This window comes from uncultured Methanobrevibacter sp. (assembly GCF_947170395.1).
In the GTDB taxonomy this organism is placed as follows: Archaea; Methanobacteriota; Methanobacteria; order Methanobacteriales; family Methanobacteriaceae; genus Methanocatella.
Genome location: NZ_CAMVTE010000002.1, coordinates 82,853 through 105,924, shown reverse-complemented (window position 1 = coordinate 105,924; position 23,072 = coordinate 82,853). Strand labels below are relative to the sequence as shown.

General features: G+C 38.0%; 20 protein-coding genes. 9 read left to right on the top strand and 11 right to left on the bottom strand.

Going from position 1 to position 23,072, the window contains the following annotated elements:
* The first annotated feature begins 32 nt into the window (after window positions 1–32).
* Together Q0W04_RS01135 and Q0W04_RS01130 are read left to right on the top strand one after the other, a co-directional pair.
* Entirely contained in the window at window positions 33–368 is a 336-nt protein-coding gene (locus Q0W04_RS01135; RefSeq protein ID WP_298499159.1) for a DUF2085 domain-containing protein, read from the top strand.
* The gene (locus Q0W04_RS01130; RefSeq protein WP_298499156.1) at window positions 355–594 is read left to right on the top strand and encodes a zinc-ribbon domain-containing protein; all 240 of its coding nucleotides are present in this window, start codon (window positions 355–357) and stop codon (window positions 592–594) included. Before Q0W04_RS01135 ends, Q0W04_RS01130 begins: the two co-directional genes overlap by 14 nt.
* Here Q0W04_RS01130 and argF read toward each other — a convergent pair.
* The 3 genes from argF to purD form a co-directional block, all read right to left on the bottom strand.
* Window positions 586–1,491, bottom strand: coding sequence for an ornithine carbamoyltransferase (gene argF, locus Q0W04_RS01125; RefSeq protein WP_298499153.1), 906 nt, complete (start codon window positions 1,489–1,491; stop codon window positions 586–588). The two genes, Q0W04_RS01130 and argF, sit on opposite strands and share 9 nt — an antisense overlap.
* A gap of 62 nt (window positions 1,492–1,553) precedes the next feature.
* Window positions 1,554–2,402 (bottom strand): TMEM175 family protein, encoded by an 849-nt coding sequence (locus Q0W04_RS01120; RefSeq protein ID WP_298499150.1) that lies wholly within the window; start codon window positions 2,400–2,402, stop codon window positions 1,554–1,556.
* Between the two features lie 16 nt (window positions 2,403–2,418).
* Window positions 2,419–3,729, bottom strand: a complete 1,311-nt coding sequence (purD, locus tag Q0W04_RS01115; protein ID WP_298499146.1) for a phosphoribosylamine--glycine ligase — start codon at window positions 3,727–3,729, stop codon at window positions 2,419–2,421.
* A 232-nt stretch (window positions 3,730–3,961) separates the two neighbouring features.
* Between purD and Q0W04_RS01110 the strand changes: the two genes are divergently transcribed.
* The 7 genes from Q0W04_RS01110 (at window position 3,962) to Q0W04_RS01080 (ending at window position 12,570) form a co-directional block, all read left to right on the top strand.
* Entirely contained in the window at window positions 3,962–4,336 is a 375-nt protein-coding gene (locus tag Q0W04_RS01110; RefSeq protein ID WP_298499143.1) for a hypothetical protein, read from the top strand.
* A 317-nt stretch (window positions 4,337–4,653) separates the two neighbouring features.
* The gene (locus Q0W04_RS01105) at window positions 4,654–7,503 is read left to right on the top strand and encodes a C1 family peptidase (RefSeq protein ID WP_298499140.1); all 2,850 of its coding nucleotides are present in this window, start codon (window positions 4,654–4,656) and stop codon (window positions 7,501–7,503) included.
* A gap of 1 nt (window position 7,504) precedes the next feature.
* Window positions 7,505–8,068 (top strand): hypothetical protein, encoded by a 564-nt coding sequence (locus Q0W04_RS01100; protein WP_298499138.1) that lies wholly within the window; start codon window positions 7,505–7,507, stop codon window positions 8,066–8,068.
* A 120-nt stretch (window positions 8,069–8,188) separates the two neighbouring features.
* Window positions 8,189–9,556, top strand: coding sequence for an MATE family efflux transporter (locus Q0W04_RS01095; RefSeq protein ID WP_298499135.1), 1,368 nt, complete (start codon window positions 8,189–8,191; stop codon window positions 9,554–9,556).
* Window positions 9,549–9,962: a MarR family winged helix-turn-helix transcriptional regulator gene (locus Q0W04_RS01090; protein WP_298499132.1), complete on the top strand. Its 414-nt coding sequence runs from the start codon at window positions 9,549–9,551 to the stop codon at window positions 9,960–9,962. Before Q0W04_RS01095 ends, Q0W04_RS01090 begins: the two co-directional genes overlap by 8 nt.
* A 493-nt stretch (window positions 9,963–10,455) precedes the next feature.
* The gene (iscB, locus tag Q0W04_RS01085) at window positions 10,456–11,715 is read left to right on the top strand and encodes an RNA-guided endonuclease IscB (protein ID WP_298499129.1); all 1,260 of its coding nucleotides are present in this window, start codon (window positions 10,456–10,458) and stop codon (window positions 11,713–11,715) included.
* Between the two features lie 636 nt (window positions 11,716–12,351).
* Window positions 12,352–12,570 carry a hypothetical protein gene (locus Q0W04_RS01080; RefSeq protein WP_298499126.1) on the top strand — a complete coding sequence of 73 codons (219 nt, stop codon included), beginning with the start codon at window positions 12,352–12,354 and terminating at the stop codon, window positions 12,568–12,570.
* Window positions 12,571–12,627: 57 nt separating this feature from the next.
* Here the strand turns inward: Q0W04_RS01080 and argS are convergent, their stop codons facing one another.
* The 8 genes from argS to ilvD all read right to left on the bottom strand — a co-directional run bounded on the left by argS (window position 12,628) and on the right by ilvD (window position 23,062).
* Window positions 12,628–14,328: an arginine--tRNA ligase gene (gene argS, locus Q0W04_RS01075; RefSeq protein ID WP_298499123.1), complete on the bottom strand. Its 1,701-nt coding sequence runs from the start codon at window positions 14,326–14,328 to the stop codon at window positions 12,628–12,630.
* A 17-nt stretch (window positions 14,329–14,345) separates the two neighbouring features.
* Complete coding sequence (locus Q0W04_RS01070; protein ID WP_298499119.1) at window positions 14,346–14,771, bottom strand: signal peptidase I; 426 nt, start codon at window positions 14,769–14,771, stop codon at window positions 14,346–14,348.
* 4 nt (window positions 14,772–14,775) lie between these two features.
* The gene (gene hemL / locus Q0W04_RS01065) at window positions 14,776–16,050 is read right to left on the bottom strand and encodes a glutamate-1-semialdehyde 2,1-aminomutase (RefSeq protein ID WP_298499116.1); all 1,275 of its coding nucleotides are present in this window, start codon (window positions 16,048–16,050) and stop codon (window positions 14,776–14,778) included.
* A gap of 9 nt (window positions 16,051–16,059) precedes the next feature.
* Window positions 16,060–16,689 carry a cobalt-precorrin-8 methylmutase gene (locus tag Q0W04_RS01060; RefSeq protein WP_298499113.1) on the bottom strand — a complete coding sequence of 210 codons (630 nt, stop codon included), beginning with the start codon at window positions 16,687–16,689 and terminating at the stop codon, window positions 16,060–16,062.
* Between the two features lie 196 nt (window positions 16,690–16,885).
* Complete coding sequence (locus Q0W04_RS01055) at window positions 16,886–18,088, bottom strand: aminoacetone oxidase family FAD-binding enzyme (RefSeq protein ID WP_298499110.1); 1,203 nt, start codon at window positions 18,086–18,088, stop codon at window positions 16,886–16,888.
* 25 nt (window positions 18,089–18,113) lie between these two features.
* Window positions 18,114–19,433 (bottom strand): aspartate--tRNA(Asn) ligase, encoded by a 1,320-nt coding sequence (gene aspS, locus Q0W04_RS01050; protein WP_298499107.1) that lies wholly within the window; start codon window positions 19,431–19,433, stop codon window positions 18,114–18,116.
* 700 nt (window positions 19,434–20,133) lie between these two features.
* Complete coding sequence (gene hisD / locus Q0W04_RS01045) at window positions 20,134–21,405, bottom strand: histidinol dehydrogenase (RefSeq protein ID WP_298499104.1); 1,272 nt, start codon at window positions 21,403–21,405, stop codon at window positions 20,134–20,136.
* Between the two features lie 7 nt (window positions 21,406–21,412).
* Entirely contained in the window at window positions 21,413–23,062 is a 1,650-nt protein-coding gene (gene ilvD, locus Q0W04_RS01040; protein WP_298499101.1) for a dihydroxy-acid dehydratase, read from the bottom strand.
* Window positions 23,063–23,072 lie beyond the last annotated feature (10 nt).

The window sequence follows — 23,072 nt, the reverse complement described above, 5'->3', positions numbered from 1 at the left end:
ATAATTATCTTAAAATATTAAAAAATGATAAAATGAACATTGGAAAATACCTATGCCATCAAAAGCCCGAGAGAAGTTTTTTCATCAAAGGCCATCAGTTTCCGGTTTGTGCAAGATGCACAGGATTTTATACCGCACTAATCGTGTATCTAATCTGGAATCACTTTTACACACACGGTTATGATTTGAATATGCTCATCATTTCAATGATTCTTCTCATACCCGTGACAGTTGATGGCGTAACACAGTATTTCGGTCCAAGGGAAAGCACCAATCCCATAAGATTCATAACCGGTTTTATTGGTGGAATCGGTCTGATAATATTCATGAAAATAATTTTGAGGATGATTACAAATGTATTGCTATAATTGTGGTGAAAACAATCCTGACGAAGCTACATACTGCAAAAACTGTGGAGCAGTTTTAAGAAAGGAAGAAACAGTTAAAAAAGTAGAGATAATTGAAAATCAATCATCAAACAACAATACCCACCAGGACAGCTCATCCTCCAGCAATGACAGTTCTGATTGGATCGGCTGCTGTCTGTGTTTGATTGGAATCTTCATTGTTTTTGCAATAATAGGTTTATTTTAGATAATAATATAAAACAGCCTTTTGGGCGTGCATTCTGTTTTCTGCCTCATCATAAATCACGGATTGAGGTCCGTCAATAACATCGGAAGTTACTTCCTGGCCTCTGATTGCAGGCAGACAGTGCATGAATATGGCTCCGTCATTTGCAAGCGCCATCAAATCGGAATTAACCTGGAACGGTGCAAAATCAATTTCTCTTTGTTTTGCTTCGGCCTCATCACCCATACTTACCCAAACGTCTGTGTATACCACATCAACATTTTCCAATGCTATGCCTATATCATCACTGACTGTTATTTCTGTACCGTTTTGTTTTGCAAATTCTTCAGCGGTTTTGAGGATTTCCTCATCAGGTTCATATCCTTTCGGACAGGCTACGGACATGTCCATTCCCAAAAGAGGGGCAATCAATAAAAGGGAATTGCATACGTTGTTTCCATCGCCGACAAAGCAAATCTTTTTGTTTTCGAATGTTCCGAAATGTTCCTTGATTGTAAGTGCGTCGGCAAGGGCTTGGCAGGGGTGTTCCAAATCTGTCAGGCCGCTGATTACAGGCACGTCTGAATGTTGGGCCAGCTCTTCAACATCGCTGTGCTTGATGGCTCTTATCATGATTCCATCAACGAAACGGCTTAAGACCTTAGCTGTATCAAGGATAGGCTCTCCTCTACCCATCTGCAAATCGTTTGAAGATAAAAATATGGCTCTTCCGCCTAACTGGTACATTCCAACATCAAAAGAAACTCTTGTTCTGGTGGATGACTTCTGGAAAATCATCGCCAGTGTCTTTCCTTCAAGAGGTTTTTCTTCAACATCTCCCGCCTTAATTTTACTAGCCAAATCAAGAATATATTCTACATCCTCTTTAATATCACAAACAGATAACAGACTGCCCATTATAATTCCCCTTTTTATCGTTATAAAAAAGAATATTTGTAAAGGATATATATTAAATGTTTCTATGATTTCATCTTAAACCAGATATCCCTGAATGTAGAGATTACCGGGACAAGCAAAAACAGATAGATGAAATTGCCTGAAACGTTGAAGTCAAGAAGATTGACAATGACTGTCAGACCCATTAAAATAAGTAAAGTGTGGACAACATGGTTTTTCTCTTCCTTGGACGGATTGTCTTCAAGGAAATTTCTTCTGTCGGCATAATGGTACATCAAAAAGAATGCAACCAGTGCCAAAAATATGTTTAGGCCAAAAAGGGCTTCTGATAAAAAGAAATGTGAATAGTTTCCAATCAGTGAAGTGGAAAACGGAATGAATGATATGCAAATCAGAAAGATTATGTTGAGCCACAAATATGGAATGTTTAGAGTGTTTATCTTGATAAATTCATGATGATAAATCCAAAATGAACTGATTAATACAAAACTGACGATTGTAACACCTATTGTTGGAGTCAATGTTGAAATAAAAGCTACAAAATCAGAATAACTGGCAATCTGAAGTTCAGGTAGAGCAATACCGAATACCAGAAGGGTCATTACCATTCCAAAAATCCCGTCGGTAAGTCCCATCAAACGTCCCGGATCAATGTCGACATCCCCTTCGAAAGCCATTTTGAACCGCTGGTAGTAACTTAAGCCCTTATCGATTTTGGCATATCGTCTAGCTTTTCGGGCATCATCCCAGGATTTGGATTCTGTGAAACTTAACATGGAGTCAAATTTCTCCAATTTCTTGATGTCCTTTTCACTGCCAGTGTTTTCTTTAATGACTTCAATCTTTTCATATATGCTTCTTTTGAGCTCTTCTACCTCTTCGGGATTGACATCTCTTTTAATTTTAATCACCAAAAAAGAAGAAATTTTAGTTTAAAATTTCTTTCATGTGTTCAACACGTTTCGCTACAAGGTCCGCTGTACCGACATCACTTCTGTGATAAACGTTACCTTTAACAAATTCGCATGCCTTTTCAGCTATTTTTTCAGCCTCTTCAATGGATTCTCCACTAGCTACAATGCCCAATGCCCTTGAGCCTGAAAGGTGAATTCCGTCATCTTCCTGTGAAACAGCTGCATAGAATACTTTTGCACCCATCTTCTCAATGGCAGCCTCATCCACTTCAATAAGCTCTCCTGCATGTTCTGTTTCAGGATAGCCGTCAGGCACGATGTATTTGCACACACTGGCCTTGTCTTCAAATTCCACTGAATCGAGATTTCCGTCGACAATTGCCTTACAAACATCGGCCAAAGGAGTTTTAAGTAAAGGCAATACGTTCATTGCTTCAGGGTCTCCGAACCTTGCATTGTATTCAATGAGTTTAGGTCCGTCTGCGGTCAGCATGAACTGACCGTACAGTATACCTTTGTACGGTTCTGCCTCTTTTGCAATGGCCTTTAAGGTTTCCTGCATGATTGCCACTGCCTTGTCATAATCATCCTGAGTTAAAAACGGCAACAGACCGCCGACATCAGAGTATGATCCCATACCTCCGGTGATTGCACCGACGTCGCCTTCAAATGCGTGAGGATGGTCCTGTGCTGCAGGCATTGGAGCCAAGTGTTCACCGTCACAGAATGCCTGGATGGTAAATTCCTCACCTATCAATCTTTCTTCAATAATTACTTGAGCAAATCCACCCATTACATTGTCAATTACTTCACATGAGTATTCTTTTGCTTCCTCATTGTCCTTAAGGTGGTCTCCGACTATTTTAACTCCCTTACCGCCTGTCAAACCGACCGGCTTTACAACGACATCACGGTCAAATTCATCCAAAAATTCAGATACGTCTTTGGAGTTATCGAATACCTTATAGACCAATGACCCCTCGATTTCATAGTCTTCAAACAGCTTTCTCATGAATGACTTATCGGTTTCGATTCTGGCTGCGCTTTGGGTCGGTCCGACGCATGGAATTCCGTTCTTTTGAAGTTCATCCACGATTCCTTTTCCAAGCGGAGCTTCAGGTCCGATAAATGCAATGTCAATGTCATTTTCAAGGGCATATTCAGCCACCTTTTCAACTTCCCCTTCATCACCTTGTCTGAATTCTGCAATTTTGCTCATTCCAGGGTTTATCTTACTCATATAACAGTATAAATCCACATCATCTTTAAGTGCATCAGCAATAGCATGTTCACGAGCACCAGTACCAACAACTAAAACTTTCATAGTAAATTCTCCTATTGTATTTAATTATGTATTTAAAAATATTTAAATTTAAGATGTAATATATAGATAAATTGACAATTACAATGTTACGGTGAAAAAAATGAACAAAAAAATCTTAATGATAGGAGTACTGTTACTTGCAGTATGCATCTCCATCAGTGCCGTAAGTGCTGATGACAGCTAGAACTTTGAATTTTCCACTAGCGACAGCACCAATTCTGATGGCTGATCTGTGCAAGTCAACAACAATGAATTGACAATCCAGGGATTCAAATTCACCATCCCTGACGGATTTAAGGAAAACGAAACCGCCAAAAAAGTAGGCGAAGACTATAACAGTGACGGTTTGAAAATATCAACTGCAGCATTTGACAAAGGCGATGAAAGAGTATTGGTAAGTGTCATTTTTGGCAACACCGAACTTGATGACGACACATACACTCCATCTGAAAATGCTACAGCCAAAAAACTTGCAGATGAAGACGGATGGTATGAAGAATACGATGGAGGAGTCGCATTCGACTACATTGAAGACGGAAAAGTGATTCACATATTTGCTCCTGATGAAGCAACACTCGTTTCAATACTCCAGTCTGCACAGGACTAATTTCAAAAAGATAATTTGTAACTATCTACAAATTATCCTATTTTTTTTAAAACTCATCTTATTACACCCCTTGAACCAAAATCAGAAAATATTAAAATACTTTTTATCATATAAATTATAATTACAAGAGATTATTTTAAAAAATAAATTATGGAGAAGATATTTTGAAATTTTATAAGATAAGCGTCATCTTATTGATTCTATTTGTGTTTTCCATCGGTGCGGTCTGCGCTGAAGATGCCGACAACTAAACACTAGGCGCAACCGACAGCGATGTCATATCCGCCGGTGAGAAAACCTACGATGATTTATCGAATTTGATTAATTCGTCTTCATCACCTACAATAGACATTAAAGATGACTACAAATTTAATCCAACAACTGACACGCAAAACAAAATTGTCATTAAAAACTCTAGTTTAAATTACGTTTTCGAAGGAAACAATCATGTAATTGACGGAAGTGGCAGTGCAGGTCTTTTTGAAATAGCCAATTCCACAGTCACCTTAAAAAATCTCATCATCAGGAACTGCAACAGCACTGCAATAACCCTTAACCATGCAACATTAAATACAATTAACGTGACTTTTGAAAAAAACAATGCTACAGAAAGAGCTGGAGCCATATATGCCCGTGATAGTGCCATTACAAGCACTGGAGATAAATATCTGGACAATTATGCTCCAAGGGGATCTTCAATATTACTGGTTAACAGTAAATTTGACGGGACAAACGATTTGTTTATAAACAGCATTCCCGTCGGTTGGGCGATGGTGTTTGGCTACGAATCCAACATTTCAATTGAAGACAGCGTTTTTGCAAATACAACCTCAAAATATGCAACTGCAATTTATAACAATTATTTAACCTCAGTTAAAAAATCAAAATTCATCAACCTTTGTGCAAACCTCACAGGAGGAGCAATAGCAATAAAAGGAGATAATGAGCTGGGAAAACCGACCAAAACCGTTATTCAGGATTGTGAATTCATTAATTCCATGTCAGCCAAGAACGGTGGAGCGCTTTATCTTGATATTGGAGGCACAAACGGTGCTCAGGGCAATGTTATAGTAAACAACTCCGAGTTTGTTGACTGCGCATCAATGTTTGGAGGAGCAATACTGCAGCTGGGCGGTGCATTAGACATTACATATTCCACCTTTAAAAACAATTTGGCATGGGTCAGCGGTGGAGCGGTTTACACTTCCAATGCAAGCACATTTGTTGGAGGATGCAATTTTACAAATAACACTGCAGTTTTATTTGAAGGAGGAGCCTTATTTGTTGATTATGAAGGATTAGAATGTAAATACAATACTTTTACTGAAAACAATGCAAGCAAAGGCGGGGCTATTTTCATTTATGACAGTTTCTATATAATCCAAAACTGTGATTTTGCAAACAACGGCGAGGCAATCTTTTCCTACTATGACAATGAAGGCTCATATCAAAAGAACAACAGGTTCGCAAGGGATAAGGTTGTCCTTGATGAGGAATACATTGCAACATATGTAGCTTATGAAGGAAAACAGATTGTTTTAAATCCATTAACAATTAAAGGTTCACCTAGCGACTCTTACTTTAACCTTGCAAAACAGGGATTGGTAACCCCAGTCAGAGATCAGGGCAGTATGGGATCCTGCTGGGCATTCGGTATTACCGGTGCTTTTGAATCAGCATTTTTAATCGCAACAAACATCACCCTGGACATTTCCGAAAACAATATTCAAAATTTAGGACTTAGATACTCCCGCTACGGAGATCCTACAAACGTTGAAGGTGGAACCTACTCGACTGCTGTCGGATATTTCCTTGGATGGTTAGGAGCTGTTTCAGCTGAAAACGATGAATATGATGAACTTGGTAAAATATCCCCAATCATATTTGATGAAAATGCATATCATGTCGTGGATGCTGTCTTTGCCAATATCTCATCCGAATCCGAATTAAAAGATGCCTTAACAAAATATGGAGCTTTGGATTTATTTGTTTACGGAGCCGATAAAGATACACCATATTATAATCCAGACACTCATGCAATGTACTATAACGGCGACATAAGCGGAAACCATTACGTTACCCTAGTCGGTTGGGATGATAACTATTCTGCAGACAACTTTAAAATCACACCTCCGCAAAACGGTGCCTGGATTTGTAAAAACAGCTGGGGAACCGAATGGGGAGATGACGGATACTTCTATTTATCATACTGTGACAATTCCCTTAAAGTAGGTATATATGCAATCGGATTTATCATAAACAACACCGAACTATACAATAAACTTTACCAATATGATGTCTGCGGATTTTCCCAGACATACTATTACTTTAAAAAAGGACAGGGCGAATACATGAACATGTACACCTCCCTCGATGAGGATCTTGTTGGTGCTGTCGGAACCTACTTCGAAAAGGCGGATATGGACTACACCATCACAGTCTATGTGAACAACACTGAAATGTACTCACAATCCGGAAAATCCACACATGCAGGATTCAATACAATCAAATTAAACCAGCATGTCCTAATTGAAGAGGGCGACAAATTTTCCGTTAAAATCAAATCAGATAGTGCACCTGCGCTTCAAGCGTCAAGAATGATTTTCCAAAAAGGTGTCTCATACATTGATATCGGTACAGGAATGGAAGATACATCTGACTATTTCCTTACAGTCATTAAAGCATATACTGTTGAAAATCCGACAATGATTGAAAGCATTAAGCAATACTACTCCGAATTCAATCAGTTCAATGTATACAGTGATTATGAAGGTGCAACACTGACCTTAAAACAGAACGGCAAGGATATCGCCAATGCCACTGTTAAAAATGGCGAAGCAGATTTCGGAATTGTTTTAAAACCTGGAACATATGCATTAGTCACACCGGCAAACGGAACATCAGTAGTAAGCCATGTTGAAATATTGAACACAATACAGATTCCTGATGAGATAACTATTGGATACAATACGTTATTAACAATTACTCCAACATTTATAGATGATTGGGGCAATGAACTTGAAGGTGTTGAAGTCAAATACAAATTTGACAATAAGGCGGAAGGCAAAGCCAAAACAAACAGCAAAGGAGAACTTTCCATTGAGGTTAGCCTAGGAACCAGCATCGGAACCACACAAACTGACACTTACCAACCCTATTACAGGTGAAGTGCTTACAATAAAAATAAATATCCTCTCCAGATTTAAAGAAAACAAAAACGTCAACATGTTCTACGATGACGGAACCAAATACCGTGTACGCATTGTTGATGATAACGGTAAATTTGTCGGTGCAGGTAAATTTGTAACCATTAAAGTCGGTTCCAAAACATTCACTGTGAAAACCGATAAGAACGGTTATGCAACACTTACCATTCCAAACACAATAACACCGGGCAAATACACAATTGTGGTGACCTATGCAGGACAAAGCGTTAAGAACACACTTCAGGTAAAACAGATCCTGACATCAGCAAAAACAGTCAACGTCAAAAAATCAGCTTCAAAATTAGTATTGAAAGCTACCCTTAAAGGCAAAACTGTTTTGAAAAATAAGGTAGTCAAATTCAAAGTGAACGGCAAGACCTACTCTGGAAAAACCAATTCCAAAGGAATTGTACAGATTACCATTAAAAAAGCTGATTTAAAGAAACTTAAAGCTGGTAAAACATATACCGTGTCAATCACTTATTCAAAAGACACAATAAAAACAAGTTTGAAAGTTAAACGTTAGAGATTCCCTCTCTAACCCTCTTATTTTTTTACATAAATTATACTTCATGTTCATCAATACCTTTAAATATTAACACTTGCATATACAAGAGTATAGTTGCATATGCAAGAGAGGTATAGTATGGAGAAAAATGAAAACGTTGAAATGATTACAGGAGACCCTAAAAAAGCAATCAACAAGCTATCCTTACCGATTATCGGCAGTATGCTTTTGATTTTTTTAAACAATATTATTGACAGTATTTGGGTGGCTGGACTCGGTGCAGACCCATTGGCAGCACTCGGATACATTACACCACTGTTCATGATTATGGTAGGTTTTGGAAACGGAATTGGAGCCGGTGGAAATTCACTTATATCAAGATTCATCGGTGCCGAGGACCGGGCCTCAGCAAACAATGCGGCAATACACAATCTTATTTTAAGCTTTATCTTTTCAGTTGCCGTTTCAATTGTCTTTATTGTGTTGCTGGAGCCTATGCTTAACATGATGGGTGCATCAAGCGTGATAAACTATGCGATGGATTACGGTTTAATCATATTCGCCGGGACATTTGCCCTTCTGATGCCGCCTATTGTAGGAGGAGCATTCAGGGCAGAAGGAGACATCAAAAGAGCTACAATACCAATAGCTTTAGCGGCAATAATCAATATGGTTTTGGATCCGATTTTCATCTACACATTCGGGATGGGAATCCAGGGAGCCGCATGGGCAACAGTACTGGGACCATTGATAAGTCTGCTTTTAATGTTTTACTGGATATTCGTTAAAAAGGACACATACCTTTCATACAGTCTGAAGGATTTCCACAATGACTTTGGAATGTACAAGGACATTCTGGTTGTCGGTATCCCCGCCAGCCTTGAGCAGCTGGTATTATCCGTCCTGACAATATTTGTCAACTACATGCTTACAATAGTCTCAGGCCCTGTAGCTGTAGCCGTTTATACAGCAGGATGGAGAATAGTTAATGTAGGAATGCTTCCGGCAATCGGCGTTGGAACAGCGGCAATATCAGTTGCGGGAGTTGCATATGGAGCACGCAAATATGAAAACCTGAGAGTTACAGCAAGATATGCCGTTAAAGTTGCACTGATTGCATCAATAATAGTGTGCATTATCCTTTATGTCTTTGCAAATCAGATAGCTTTCATTTTCTCATACTCAGAAAGCAGTGCCCAGCTGGAGCCTTTGATTGCAAGCTTTCTGCAGATAATGTGTCTTTTCATATTATACGTTCCTTTCGGAGCAAGTGCAGGTAACGTTTTCCAGGGCGTCGGAAAGGGAACAATATCACTTGTCCTTACAACATTCAGGGAATTCATACTTGTGCTTATTTTTGCATACCTTCTGGGTTTCACATTCCACATGGGAGAGTTCGGAATCTACTGCGGAATGCTTTTGGGCGGAGGAATAGGTTCGCTTATATGTTACGCATGCATTGAACTTTACGTCAACAGACTGATTAGAGGGGCGGAAAATGTTTGATGAAGACACCCCAACAGTTCCATTCATCTCCATACTTTACAGGGAACACGCAAAATACCTGAATGAAAAGACAAAAGACGATGATTTAAGCTTTGGCCTTTATCCGCTGTTGATTTCAATATACTTCAATGAAGGAATCATACAGGAGGAACTTGCCAAAAGCTTTCGTCTCAATGAAAGTACAATAACAAGAAACCTTAAAAAGCTCGAAGAGAAGGGATTCATAAAAAGGATTCCCGACAAAAGAACAAAAAGAATAGAAATCACAGCCAAAGGTGTCAAGACCGCTCAAAAGGTAATGGATTATGATGACGAGTGGGATGAACAAATTAAAAAGATAATTGGCAGCGAAGAGTATGACAATTTCAAAAATACGCTTGAAAAAATTTCGGAGGCATTGATATGAACCAGACATTAAAATTTTACCTTCAAAATGTTTTTTCCAGGTTTTCATGATTTAAATTATATATTTTGAATATATTAAAATTTACAAAATCAAAGCAATTTTTTAAATAGAATACAATATTGATGTTTAAATATAATTTAAAGAGTTTATAAAGCTTGAAAAACTTTATATAGTGATTAAATCTAATTAAATGTAATGATTAACTCTTGAATTAGGAGGAATTAATTAAACTACCACGGCTTTGTAGAAGCCGTGGATTTTCTAGAATTTTTCTGGAAAAATCCACTAGTTTAATAGACAATGACCCATAAATGGGGTCTACGTTACTCAAGAATAATATTATAGGTACCAGTGGATGTTTAATCCCAGTCTGCTGCTCTACGGTGGTATGGTTAAAAGTTCTGAGATGGTAGGAACGGTGCTGTCCACAAAAAAACCTTGGGATAACATTGTCGAGGGATAACTTTACTCAGGAATAGGAGGTAAACATTACATGTTAGTTTACGTACTAAACAAGAATGGTGAGGCTTTGATGCCTTGTAAACCAAGAAAAGCAAGATTATTATTAAAAGAATGTAAAGCAAAAGTAGTAAATCGCACGCCTTTTACCATACAATTGCTGTATGGTAGTAGCGGTTATAGACAGCCGGTTAATCTGGGTGTTGATGCCGGAAGCAGATATATAGGATTGTCTGCAACAACACAACAGAAGGAATTATTTAAAGCTACAGTTGAATTGCGCCAGGACATTCCTAAATTATTGGAGTCTCGAAAAAGCCTGCGCAGAAGTCGCCGAACCCGAAAATTAAGATATCGACCTAAAAGATTCAATAACCGTGGAAAAAAAGGAAAATTGACACCCAGCATCCAACATAAAATTGAAAGTCATCTAACTATCATTAAAAAGGTCTGCGGATTTATTCCTGTGGAAAACATTATTGTGGAGACTGCTGAATTTGATCCGCATAAACTAAAAAATCCGGATATACAAGGAGTGGAGTATCAGCAGGGTGATGCTATGGGTTTTTATAATGTTAAAGCGGCAGTTTTAAGCAGAGACAATTACACTTGTCAAATATGTGGAGCACAAAATACTCAATTACATGTTCATCATATACGATTTAGAAGCCACGGAGGATCAGATAGCATGGAAAACCTCACAACACTATGCAAAGAATGCCACGAAAAAATACACAAAAACGAAATAAAATTCAACAAGAAAGTAAAATCATTTCATCATGCTTCTCACATGAACATCATGAGGAAAAGATTGGTGGAATTGCTTAAAAATGAGTTTGATAATGTTTTTGAAACTTTCGGTTATCTGACTAAATACACTCGCGAAAAACTAGGCATGAGCAAGTCTCATTGCAATGATGCATATGTAATCAGCCATAATTTCAATGCAGAACAATCCAATGTCGAATTCCTATATCGCAAAGTCAGAAGACATAACCGTCAAATCCATAAAACCAAACCAGGAAAAGGAGGCATACGACAACGCAACCAATCACCCTACATCGTTAACGGATTCAGAAGGTTTGATAAAGTAATGTATAATAATACGGTTTGTTTTATCACAGGCAAACGCAGTAGCGGTTACTTCCAACTGAAAAAATTTGACGGCACTGTAATTAGCCAAGGAGTCAGTAGCAAACGATTAAAATTATTGGAACCTATTAAAGGTTGGTTAGTAGATTGGAGGGCAGCAATTCCTCCTAAACCTAAAGAGGTCGAGGTATCCTTGCTGTAAGATAGATGAAAGTTGATTTTGAAATTTATTTTAAAAGTAACTGGACTATTCGTACTAATTCTATACCTTATCCAATCTGGAGGATTTATAATGGAAACTGAAATTTCCATAGAAATTAGTGTAGATTTAACACATATTGTGGATTTAATCTGCATTATCTTAGTCCTATACTTATTCCTATAGAATCCTAAATTCTCCAGTATCACCTGCAAATAGATGTTAAACCATTTTATTCTTAGGTTTCTTTCGAAATTCAACACATTTCGGTGTTCTCCCCGTGTTTAAAGTACACACAATCTATTTGCAAAATCTTTATATATGATAAATAATTAATAAATAACCAAGAGGATTTATCCTCCACAATTAGGTGATACCTGATTGGATTAGGTATAAATCAATATCACGTGTTGAATTGCAGATTAAATTCTGCAATTGATATTGATTATAAGTCTAGTTTTTCAATACTTATTTTCTTATTATCCGAATAACGCTGATTTATTTTATCTGCAGGAGTTTTTAATATTTCATTACAAAACATTCATTTTAAACAGATACACTTAAAAAAATAATTTTTGTAAAATTTTGTTAATGGTCAGAGTAATATGTGCCTGTTGAAGTTGATGGTTAACTTTTACCATGAAATTCACAAAAAAGAAATTGATTTTATTTGTGAAAAAAATGGTCAACAAATATATTCAAGTATCATATGTGTTATCTGATGAAAAAACAATTAAAAGAGAGTATGAGCCATTTTTTAGAATAAAAGATAAATTCGATGCATATATTATTACAACAGACGAATTTGACCTTTCAAGAGACGGAATAAAACATTTGAATGTTATTGATTTTAATTAGGTGATGAAATTTAATATTTTTAGTAAAAAAATTAAAAAGATGAGTTAAATTACCCATCTACATTTTTTCAGGTGCTGAAACACCTAAAATATCTAAAGCGTTTTTAATGGTTGTTTTAGCTCTGTCAACTAAAATCAATCTGGTGTCTTCTACTTCAGAACCAATTACCTGTTCTGATTTGTAGAATCTGTTAAATGAACCTGCCAAGTCCTGACAATATTGTGTAATGTTGTGAACTCTCTTTTTATTAGCACAATCTTCAACAACTTGCGGGAACTTAGCAATCTGTCTTATAAGATCCTGTTCAGATTCATTTGGAACCCAGTTATCATCAACTTTTAAAGAGCTGATGTCTTTGCCGGCATTATCAAGTAATTTGCATGCCCTTGCATGTGCATACTGAATAGATGCACAACCTCTCTCAAAGCTTAAAGCTTCATCCCATTTGAAAGTTAAGTGTTTTTCAGGGGATAATTTAGCAATGAAGAATCTTACTGCTCCCACACCAATCTCTTCAGCCATCGGTGCGATTTCTTCATCAGTCAAATCAGGATTTCTTGATTTGATTTCATCAGTGGCTCTTGATACTGCCTCATCAATCAGCTCATCGACAGAAACGAATTTACCTCTTCTTGTTGACATTGATCCTTCAGGAAGGGTAATGAATTCATAAAAGATTACTTCAGGCGGAGTCTGTCTTAAAATCTCTTCAAAAATGACTTTGATTTGTTTTGCAGCCAACTTATGGTCTGAACCTAAAATGTCAAGTACTGTGTCTCCTAAAGTAGCTTTGTATTTGTGATAAGCCAGATCACGGGTTGAATAAAGTGAAGTACCGTTTGACCTTCTTAAAACAAATTCCTTTTCGATGTTGAAGTCTGTCAAATCAATGTATAAGACATCGTCTTCACGTGTGAATCCTTCTCTTTGGATGTAATATACCAAATCATCGACTTCGCCATTTCTAATGAATTGGCCTTCCCAGACGAAGTCATCGTGGACAATGTTCATCCTTAAAAGAGACTCTTTCATTCCGGAAATACATTTTGAGACAACATCTTCAAAGACTTTATTCAACTCTTCATCTTCACCCTTTTCGTATTTCTGGATTAATTCGTCAACTTTAGCATTTAAAGCATCATCCTCTTCAACAGCCTTGTTTGCATCAAAATAAAGTTTTCCGATTTTATGGTCAAGCTTTTCGCCTTCATAATCCTCAATCTTAAGGCCGCATTCGGTTATGCCGCAGACGATTATGGCAATCTGTCTTCCCATATCATTGACATAATACTGTGTTTCCACTTCCCTTCCGGCAAGACGCAAAAGCCTTGCAAGGGAATCTCCGAAAATGGAGTTTCTTATGTGTCCGATGTGCAGCGGACCGTTAGGATTAGCTGAAGTATGCTCCAGAATGATTTTTTCACCATATGCCGGAAGCTTTCCGTAATCTTCATCCACCTTTTCCAGAAGCATTTTGGAAAACTTGGAATAGTCAATGAAAAAGTTCACGTAAGGTCCGAAGTTCTGGACTTTTAAAAAAATCTCAGGAACCTCTATCTTTTCAACCAAATCCTTTGCAACTTCAGGAGGTGAAGTCCTTAACTTTTTGGTTAAAGCAAAAGCAATTGTACTTGCAAGATCTCCCAAATTAGGATTTGGAGGAAATTCCAATTTGAAATCCCTGTCAATTTCCACATCATATTGATCCAATGCCTTATTTATGGCATCGATAGCCTGTTTTTCAATTTCAAAATACATTAACTCACCTTAAATAATCATAAACCCCTTAACCAAAGGGAAAGATAACCGATTTTTGGAATTACCACAAGATTGTCACCAAAGGTTACGACCTTTTCTCTTATCTGGTCTTTGGTAACGTAATACGGATCTGGAGAATCGTTGTTGTCCCCCTTAATCACATACATCGTGGTTCCGTTGATATTGACAATATTAATAACCCTATGAATTACCGGCTGGTCAAACCATGCAGCATCATAAACGACTACATCACCTATCTTGACATCCGCAGGGTCAAATTCGTGGATGCCTAAAAAATCCGCCTTTTGAACCATGACAATGTCTCCTCTGTAGAATGCAGGTTCCATACTGCCTGAAACGACCACGTTCAGGTGTTGGGCGGCAATAAGAACAATTACAAGAATTATTATGTATGATGCAATTTCCTTAAAATCTATTTCCATTATATTACCTTCTTCTTTTTCTGAAAGCTGCCTGAAGAGCTATTTCAATGGCGTCTGAAGTCTTCTGCATATCCTCCATGCTGTGTGCATTTGAAATGAAATTGCACTCAAACTGGGATGGAGGGATGAAGACTCCTTCTTTCAAAAGCGCCTTGAAATATCTCAAGAACAGTTTTCTGTCTGAATTTTGAGCATCAGCATAGTTGTAAACCGGTTCGGGATTGAAATAAATCTGAAACATTGACGCAAGCCCTACCGGTTGAATGTTATATTCCTCATCCTCTATGATTGACTGGATATTGCCTCTTAAGTAGTTTCCTTTCCTTTCAAGTTCCTTATAGAAAGCATCATCGAGCTGGGTTAAAGTAGAAATACCGGCCTGAACTGAAACTGGATTTCCTGAAAATGTACCTGCCTGATAGACAGGACCGTTAGGAGCAATCATTTCCATGATTTCCCTTTTACCACAGAATGCACCCATAGGAAGACCTCCGCCTACTATTTTACCTAAAGTAGTTAAATCGGGAGTTACTCCATAATACTCCTGGGCACCTCCTCTTGATGCTCTAAAACCTGTAATGACTTCATCAAATATTAATATGATATTGTTTTCTTCTGTTATTTTTCTTATAAACTCCAAAAAGCCAGGTTTCGGTTCAATGCAGCCGACATTACCCATGACAACTTCCATAATTATACAGGCAATGTTTTCGCCTTCCTTTTCAATCAATTCTGTAAGGGCCTGCTCATCATTGAATGGAACAGATAATGTATTTTTAGTTGTGTCTTCTGGAATACCAGGACTGTCAGGTAGTGTTGCAGCACCAGAACCGCCTTTTACCAATACATAATCGTGTGCACCATGATATGCTCCTTCAAACTTGACAATCTTGTCCCTGCCTGTGAAACCTCTTGCAAGCCTGATTGCACTCATGGTCGCTTCGGTTCCGCTGTTACAGAACCTTACCATTTCAGCAGACGGAATTCTGTCAACCACTTCCTTTGCAAGGGTTATCTCATTTTCTGTCGGAGTACCGTAAGCGGTTCCTATTGTCAATTGGTTTGAAACTTCCCTTACAACCTTAGGGTCTGCATGACCCAATATCAAAGGACCATAAGCCAGACAATGGTCAATATATGTTTTTCCGTCAACGTCTGTGAGTTTGGATCCACCGGCGCTTTTAACGAAAAACGGATAAGGCTTAAAGGCACGTACCGGAGAGTTTACGCCTCCCGGAAAATAATTTTTAGATTCATTGAACAATTCTTCTGAATACATTTTATCACACTATAAATGTTGGATTAATGAATTTACGCATGCAACGGCGATTGGAGTTCCTCCTTTAGGACCTTCAACAATGATGTTTGGAATATCTGAATTTCTTAAAGCTTCTTTTGAATCTGCAGCTCCTACAAAACCGACAGGAACACCTACGATTGCCTTGAGATTCATTTCACCTCTTGCATATAAATCCATTGCTTCAAAAACAGCGGTTGGAGCATTACCTGAAACTACAATTCCTTCAAAATCATTACTTGCAGCATAACGCATAGCTGCAGCCGCTCTTGTAATCTGATTTTCCTTAGCTATCTTTACAACTTCCTCGTTTTTGATGTAACACTCAACTTCCCCCTCATATCTGGTGATACCATACTTGACCATATTGATGTCAGTCAGGATGGTTTCCTTATTTTTAAGGGAGGCCATAGCTGCATCCACAAAATCAGAACTCATATGTACCAATTTGGCATATTCAGGATCGGCAGTTGAGTGAACGATTCTCTCAACGATGTCTCTTTCTATAGGTTTCAAGTCTTTGACATCATCACCAATAAGGCCACGGATAATCTCTCTACTTTTGTTTGCAATATCCAGACCTTGTTTAGTTGATGCACCCATGAACATTTTGTCTGTCATAAGTTAACCTTTGGATTAAATATATGTTAAATATTTTGTTTTTGAAAAAAATTGAGCGGATTGAAAGTGCACTTAAATCGAAAATATGATGAATTATTTTGATGGTTTTGGTTTTGAAGTGGATTAATATTAATCGTGTCCTACATTAACATCAAGGTTTTGGTTTTTGAAATTGATTTGAAATTGGTGATATATATCATCTATCGCTGGCGGACAATCCCGCAAGATAACCTGTTGAAAATGCAATCTTGAGATTATACCCTCCGGTGGGACCGTGCAAATCAAGAACTTCACCTGCAAAATACAATCCGGGAATTAAGGTGGATTCCATGGTTTTCGGATTAATGTTTGCCAGATCAACTCCGCCAATGGTAACCTTAGCCAGATCACTGTTAAATCCGTCAATTTCAAAAGTGAATCTTTTTAAATTTTCAATCAGGCGGTTTTTGCTTTTCTTGTTGATTTTGGACAATTGAATTTCCCCGTCCAAACCTATTTCATCCAAAAAGAAACCTATAAATCTGTTTGTCAAAAACAGTTTCAGATAATTTTTAAGCATTGTCTTTCCCTTTGACTGAAAATCACCTGTAAACCTTTCATTGAGCTGGTCACGTGAAAGCTCGGGAACAAGATCAACTGCAATGTCAATGTCAAAATCAGGACCGCTCTCCAACAAGTTATAACTTAAAACTTCTGAGATTTCATTGCTCAGATTTATGATTCCGGGACCTGTCAGGCCAACATGGGAAAAGAGCACGTTGCCTTTCACCCTGCTTTTCTTATAACTTATAACTACATCATATAGGGTTACTCCAGCAATATCGGACAAGTCTCTTTTTGTCAATAGCGGAACAAGACCGTATTTGATGTCTGTTATGGGCTGTGAAGTCAAAGAATAATTTTTCATGCCGCATCCGGTTTGGGGATATGTTATTCCGCCGGTTGCGATTATAACCTTATCTGCTTTAATCTTATCGTTGATTATAAAACCTTGCCTAATCGATTCGACTTCAAAGTTATAACTTATAACAACATCATCGAGATACTCAGTTAAAACATTTAAAATATCTAAAGACTTTTCGGTTTCGGGAAAAATCCTGTTGTCATCTTCCTGAATAAAACCCAAACCCTTATCCTGAAATAGGGAAAATAAATCTTCATTTGTAAAAGTATAAAAAGAGTGTTTTAAAAAGTTTTTTTGGGAATATGAATTCAATAGCTTTTTTATTGGCTTGAGATTGGTAATGTTGCACCTTCCTCCACCAGTCATTAACAGTTTGCGACCAAGAGAGGAATTTTTCTCAAGCAGTACAACCCTTGAGGAATTCTGGCTAGCCGTAATTGCCGCCATGATTCCTGCCGGTCCTCCGCCAACAACAGCTATGTCATATTCTTCCATATTATCCTTAAAAAAGAAAAAAAGATTAAGGAGTTAATCTTTGCCTGTCTCTTGGGAAGAGTGCACATTCACGGATGTTTTCAGATCCGGTCATGACCATGGTAAGTCTTTCAGCACCTACACCCCAACCTGCGTGAGGAGGCATACCGTATTCGAATGCTTTAAGATAAGTTCCGAATCCGTCAGGATTCAATCCTCTTTCCTCAATTTGCTTTACAAGCAAGTCGTGCTGGTGTACACGAGTGGAACCTGAAGACAGCTCCAAGTTGTTATACATCAGGTCGAATGCATGGGAGTATTTTTCATCTCCGTCTTTAGGCATTACGTAAAACGGCTTGATTGCAGACGGCCATTCGGTGAGGAAATAAAATCCTCCCATCTCTTCACCCAATACCTTTTCTGCCTCACGGGATAAGTCTTCACCCCATGGAAGCTCAACGCCGTTTGCATTGATGATGTCTACAGCCTCATCGTAGGTTACATGCGGGAATTTCTCATCCGGAAGTTCCAGTTCATGACCTAAAATGTCCAATTCATCGCTGCATTTTTCATTGATGTCGCCTATTACTTTAACGAGCATCTTGTTTAAGACGTTCATCATGTCAACGTCATCCACGAATGATGCTTCTGCATCGATGGATACTGCTTCGTTTAAGTGTCTTAAGGTATCGTGCTCTTCTGCTCTGAAAATCTGGCCTATTTCAAATACCTTGTCCATTCCACTGCCCATCATCATCTGCTTGTATAATTGTGGAGATTGGCCTAAAAATGCCTCTTTGTCAAAGTAAAGAATAGGGAATAATTCTGTTCCTCCTTCGGTAGCTGAAGCTACGAGTTTAGGGGTGTTAATTTCATAAAATCCATTATCATAAAAGAAATCTCTGATTGAATGGAACATCTGACCTTTGATTTTGAAAATAGCTGAAACGTTTTCCTTTCTGATATCTAAAAATCTTGAATCCAATCTTGTATCGATTCCGGCTTTAACCTTTTCGGTTGGATCCATCGGTAAAGGCTGATTGGCTAAGCTTAACAGTTTAATTTCTTTTGGTAAAATTTCAACACCGTTTGGTGCTTTAGGAGCTTCCTGTGCCATACCTTTGATAGCTACAACGGATTCTTTTCTCAATTCTCTTAATTCTTCCATTATGTTTTCATCTACTTTTTTGCTTGGAGCAGTAATCTGTACTCTGCCAGTCACGTCACGGATGATGACAAACATGATTCCTCCGAAATCACGGATTTCATGTACCCAACCCATTACAGTGACTTCACTGCCTGCAATTTCACTGTTGCATTGGCTGGCATAGTTGGTTCTCCTCCAGTCTTTTAATAAACCTTGCAAATTATTCACCTCGAGGTCTGTAAAAATAAATTAATTTTAAAAGAAAAATAATTAATACTTTTAAAAATAAGTGTTGTCTAAGTTTATAGGAAATCCTATAAACTACCACCAGATTAGACAACTGTTTTAATTAACTAATTCTTCTGTTTTTTAATAGAAGGTATTGAATATGAATAACTCATATTCTTAAATATAGTGTAGATTTACATAATATATAAAGTTTTCTCAAATTGTTTAAAAATGGGTATTTTAAAAAAATAAGCAATTATAATAGTCTAATAAGGTTGGGAAGAGTTAAGCAAAACTTCCGGCTGGTGGGCCTTGAAAAATCACGAACCAACCTTACAAAAACCAACTATCATACGAGACCATTCAATTAATTATTGAAATGTTTGACTATGACAATAATATCAAGAACGATCAAGACAATGTCAAGCAAAATTAATAATTCGCTCAAATCAACCCCCCATTAAAAAATAGGGGAAAAAATATAATTTAATCCCCAAATTAGTTAATAAAGTTGTTAATTTATCTATTACAAAATAAAATTAGATACAGTTTTATATAAATACTTTATAGACTTATAAATCAAAATTGAACGCATATTATTAGATTAAAATGAAAACGTTGAATTTAGATGTGAATAAAATATTATAATATATTAAAAAATAAGAAAGGTTTATAAGAAATTACTTATAAACTATTTCAATCTTGTTTTAAAGGAGTTTGCATGTGCAAAAAATCCTTCATATTCGGCTATAGGAACGGATGTCTTTGACAATTCCTTTAAACCTTCTTTTGTCAGTCTTTGAACTGTAGGTTTCTTAATGAATGCTTCAGTTGAAAGACCGGAATACATTTTTGCACCGCCGCCTGTAGGCAGAACGTGATTTGTTCCGGATCCGTAATCCCCGGCTGCAACCGGTGAGTATGAGCCTAAAAAGATTGACCCTGCATTGTTAATGTGTGAAAGTGTTTCATCATCATCTTTAGTGGTTATGATTAAATGTTCTGGAGCGTATTCGTTTGTTACATGAATAGCTTCGTCAAATGTGTCTGTGATAATAATTTTTCCGCTTTTAGATAATGACTCTTCAATAATTTCACGTCTTGGTGCAATCTCGGTTAACTGTTTGACAAATTCATCAGTCTTAATAGCCAAATCCTTTGAATCTGTTACCAAAAAGCAGGACGCATTAGGATCGTGTTCTGCCTGCGCCAATATGTCAGTTGCCAGAAATTCAGGATTAGCTGTTTCATCAGCCAATATCAGCACTTCTGATGGACCTGCCGGAAACTCGATATCTACTTGACCATAGACCAGTTTCTTTGCTGCTGTAACGAATATATTTCCGGGACCTACAATTTTTTCTACGCGAGGAATTGATTCGGTTCCATATGCAAGACCTGCAATAGCCTGGGCACCGCCGACCTTATAGATTTCATCAGCGCCTGCAATGTCTGCGGCTACCAAAATGGCATCCAGAATCTTGCCGTCCTTTTGCGGTGGTGTTACACATACAACCTTTTCAACACCTGCGATTTTTGCAGGTATTACAGTCATCAATATTGATGAGGGATAGGCTGCCCTTCCACCAGGTATGTAACATCCCGCTGAGTTAATCGGCCTTACGATTTGACCTGCAACGATTCCGGGGTTCACTTCCATTTCCCACTCGCCTGGAATTTGCTTTTTGTGAAATTTTTCAATGTTGGATGCAGCCTGTTTTAAAGCCGCAAGCAATTCATCATCCAAAGTGTCATAAGCCTCCGCAATTTCATCTTTGGATACTTTCAAATTTTCTATTGTAACACCGTCGAACTTTTCAGTATATTCTCTAATAGCATTATCCTTATTGTTTTTGACATTGTTTAAAATATCTGAAACTATATCAAGGACCTTGTTTACGTCCTCTTCTGACCTTTTGATGGTTTCGGCCAAATCAATCTCTGAATAGTTAAGAATTTCCATTTTAACACTACCTTAAAATAGCTCCGGTATCAGCAGAGTGGACCAGCTTTTGATATATTGCCAGCCATCCTGTAACGTCGCTTTCAGGGTGTTCGACTTCATTAAGTCTGCTTTCGATTTCCTCATCTGTAAGCTCAACATTAATCAATCTGTTTTCAATGTCAATTTCTATTATATCACCGTTTTGAATGGCAGCAATAGGTCCGTTTTCCCTTGCTTCAGGTGATACATGTCCTATACAAGGTCCTCTTGTTCCTCCTGAAAACCTTCCGTCAGTAATCAGACCGACGTCCTTTATGTTCATTCCCGCAAGAGCTGAAGTCGGGTTGAGCATTTCACGCATTCCAGGACCTCCTTTAGGTCCTTCATATCTGATAACAACAATATCGCCTTCACCGATTTCATGGTCGAAAATCGCTTTTGTGACTTCCTCTTCAGAGTCATATACCTTTGCAGGACCCTTAAGATGCATAAGATTGTCTGCTACAGCACCTTTTTTGACTACACTGCCGTTTGGTGCCAAATTACCTTTCAAAATAGCTATACCACCATCTTCATGAACGGGATTGTCAAGGGTATGGATTACATCGGTGTTTTTGTTTTCAACAGTTTTTAAATTCTCTGCAATTGTCTTTCCGGTTACTGTCAACTGACTGGTGTCTATCTTATCACCCAATGTTTTCAAAACAGCCTGAATTCCTCCTGCAAGGTGCAAATCCATCATTGAGTCTTCACCGGCAGGGGAGATGAGCGCAATGTGGGGAACGTTTCTTGAAATTTCATCAAACAGTTCCAAATCAACATCGACACCTTCAACTTCACTTGCAATTGCAGGAATATGCAGTGCGGTATTTGAAGAGCCACCCAAAGCCATGTCAACTGCAATTGCATTGTTGAACGCTTCCTGAGTCAGTATATCAGACGGTTTAATGTCCTCTTCAACCAGCTTAATAATCTGACGTCCGGATTCGAATGCAATATTATCATTTTCCTCTGTTCTTGCATGGGTTGTGGCGCAGGTAGGCAGGGATAAACCAAATGTTTCGGTTATGCATGCCATTGTGTTTGCAGTAAACAGCCCGGAACAGCTTCCGGCTCCAGGACAGGCGCATTTTTCAAGTTCAAGAACTTCCTCTTCAGACATCTTGCCTGCGGAATTTGCACCGACAGCTTCAAAAACTGTAATCAAATCTGCAGGTTTGCCGTTGTATTCGCCTGACTGCATAGGTCCGCCTGTAACCACAATACTTGGCACATTAACACGGGCCGCACCCATAATCATTCCAGGAACTACCTTGTCACAGCTTGGAATCAGTACAAGTCCGTCGAATGCGTGTCCTTTGGTCATGCTTTCAACGGTTGCTGCAATGATTTCCCTTGATGGAAGGGAGTATTTCATTCCTTCATGGTTCATGCTTATTCCGTCACATACTGCCATTGTATCGAATTCGAATGGAATACCTCCGGCAGCTTTGATACCTTCCTTTACAAATTCAACCAGTTCTTTGAGGTGAATGTGACCCGGCACGATATCGGTGAAACTGTTGGCTATTCCAATGAACGGTTTTTTAAAGTCTTCATCGTCAAGTCCACATGCCCTTAAAAGGGATCTGTGTGGAGCCCTTTGAATTCCTTTTTTAATACTATCACTTTTCATTCAATCACAC

Excerpts from the sequence above, each read along its gene's own strand:
- Q0W04_RS01055 (WP_298499110.1), bottom strand. The coding sequence starts at position 18,088 with ATGGAAGAATATGACATAGCTGTTGTTGGCGGAGGACCGGCAGGAATC.
- argF (WP_298499153.1), bottom strand. The coding sequence starts at position 1,491 with ATGGGCAGTCTGTTATCTGTTTGTGATATTAAAGAGGATGTAGAATAT.
- Q0W04_RS01090 (WP_298499132.1), top strand. The coding sequence starts at position 9,549 with ATGTTTGATGAAGACACCCCAACAGTTCCATTCATCTCCATACTTTAC.
- hisD (WP_298499104.1), bottom strand. The coding sequence starts at position 21,405 with ATGGAAATTCTTAACTATTCAGAGATTGATTTGGCCGAAACCATCAAA.
- Q0W04_RS01080 (WP_298499126.1), top strand. The coding sequence starts at position 12,352 with ATGAAATTCACAAAAAAGAAATTGATTTTATTTGTGAAAAAAATGGTC.
- Q0W04_RS01095 (WP_298499135.1), top strand. The coding sequence starts at position 8,189 with ATGGAGAAAAATGAAAACGTTGAAATGATTACAGGAGACCCTAAAAAA.
- Q0W04_RS01135 (WP_298499159.1), top strand. The coding sequence starts at position 33 with ATGAACATTGGAAAATACCTATGCCATCAAAAGCCCGAGAGAAGTTTT.
- hemL (WP_298499116.1), bottom strand. The coding sequence starts at position 16,050 with ATGTATTCAGAAGAATTGTTCAATGAATCTAAAAATTATTTTCCGGGA.
- iscB (WP_298499129.1), top strand. The coding sequence starts at position 10,456 with ATGTTAGTTTACGTACTAAACAAGAATGGTGAGGCTTTGATGCCTTGT.
- Q0W04_RS01070 (WP_298499119.1), bottom strand. The coding sequence starts at position 14,771 with ATGGAAATAGATTTTAAGGAAATTGCATCATACATAATAATTCTTGTA.
- ilvD (WP_298499101.1), bottom strand. The coding sequence starts at position 23,062 with ATGAAAAGTGATAGTATTAAAAAAGGAATTCAAAGGGCTCCACACAGA.
- argS (WP_298499123.1), bottom strand. The coding sequence starts at position 14,328 with ATGTATTTTGAAATTGAAAAACAGGCTATCGATGCCATAAATAAGGCA.
- purD (WP_298499146.1), bottom strand. The coding sequence starts at position 3,729 with ATGAAAGTTTTAGTTGTTGGTACTGGTGCTCGTGAACATGCTATTGCT.
- Q0W04_RS01060 (WP_298499113.1), bottom strand. The coding sequence starts at position 16,689 with ATGACAGACAAAATGTTCATGGGTGCATCAACTAAACAAGGTCTGGAT.
- Q0W04_RS01130 (WP_298499156.1), top strand. The coding sequence starts at position 355 with ATGTATTGCTATAATTGTGGTGAAAACAATCCTGACGAAGCTACATAC.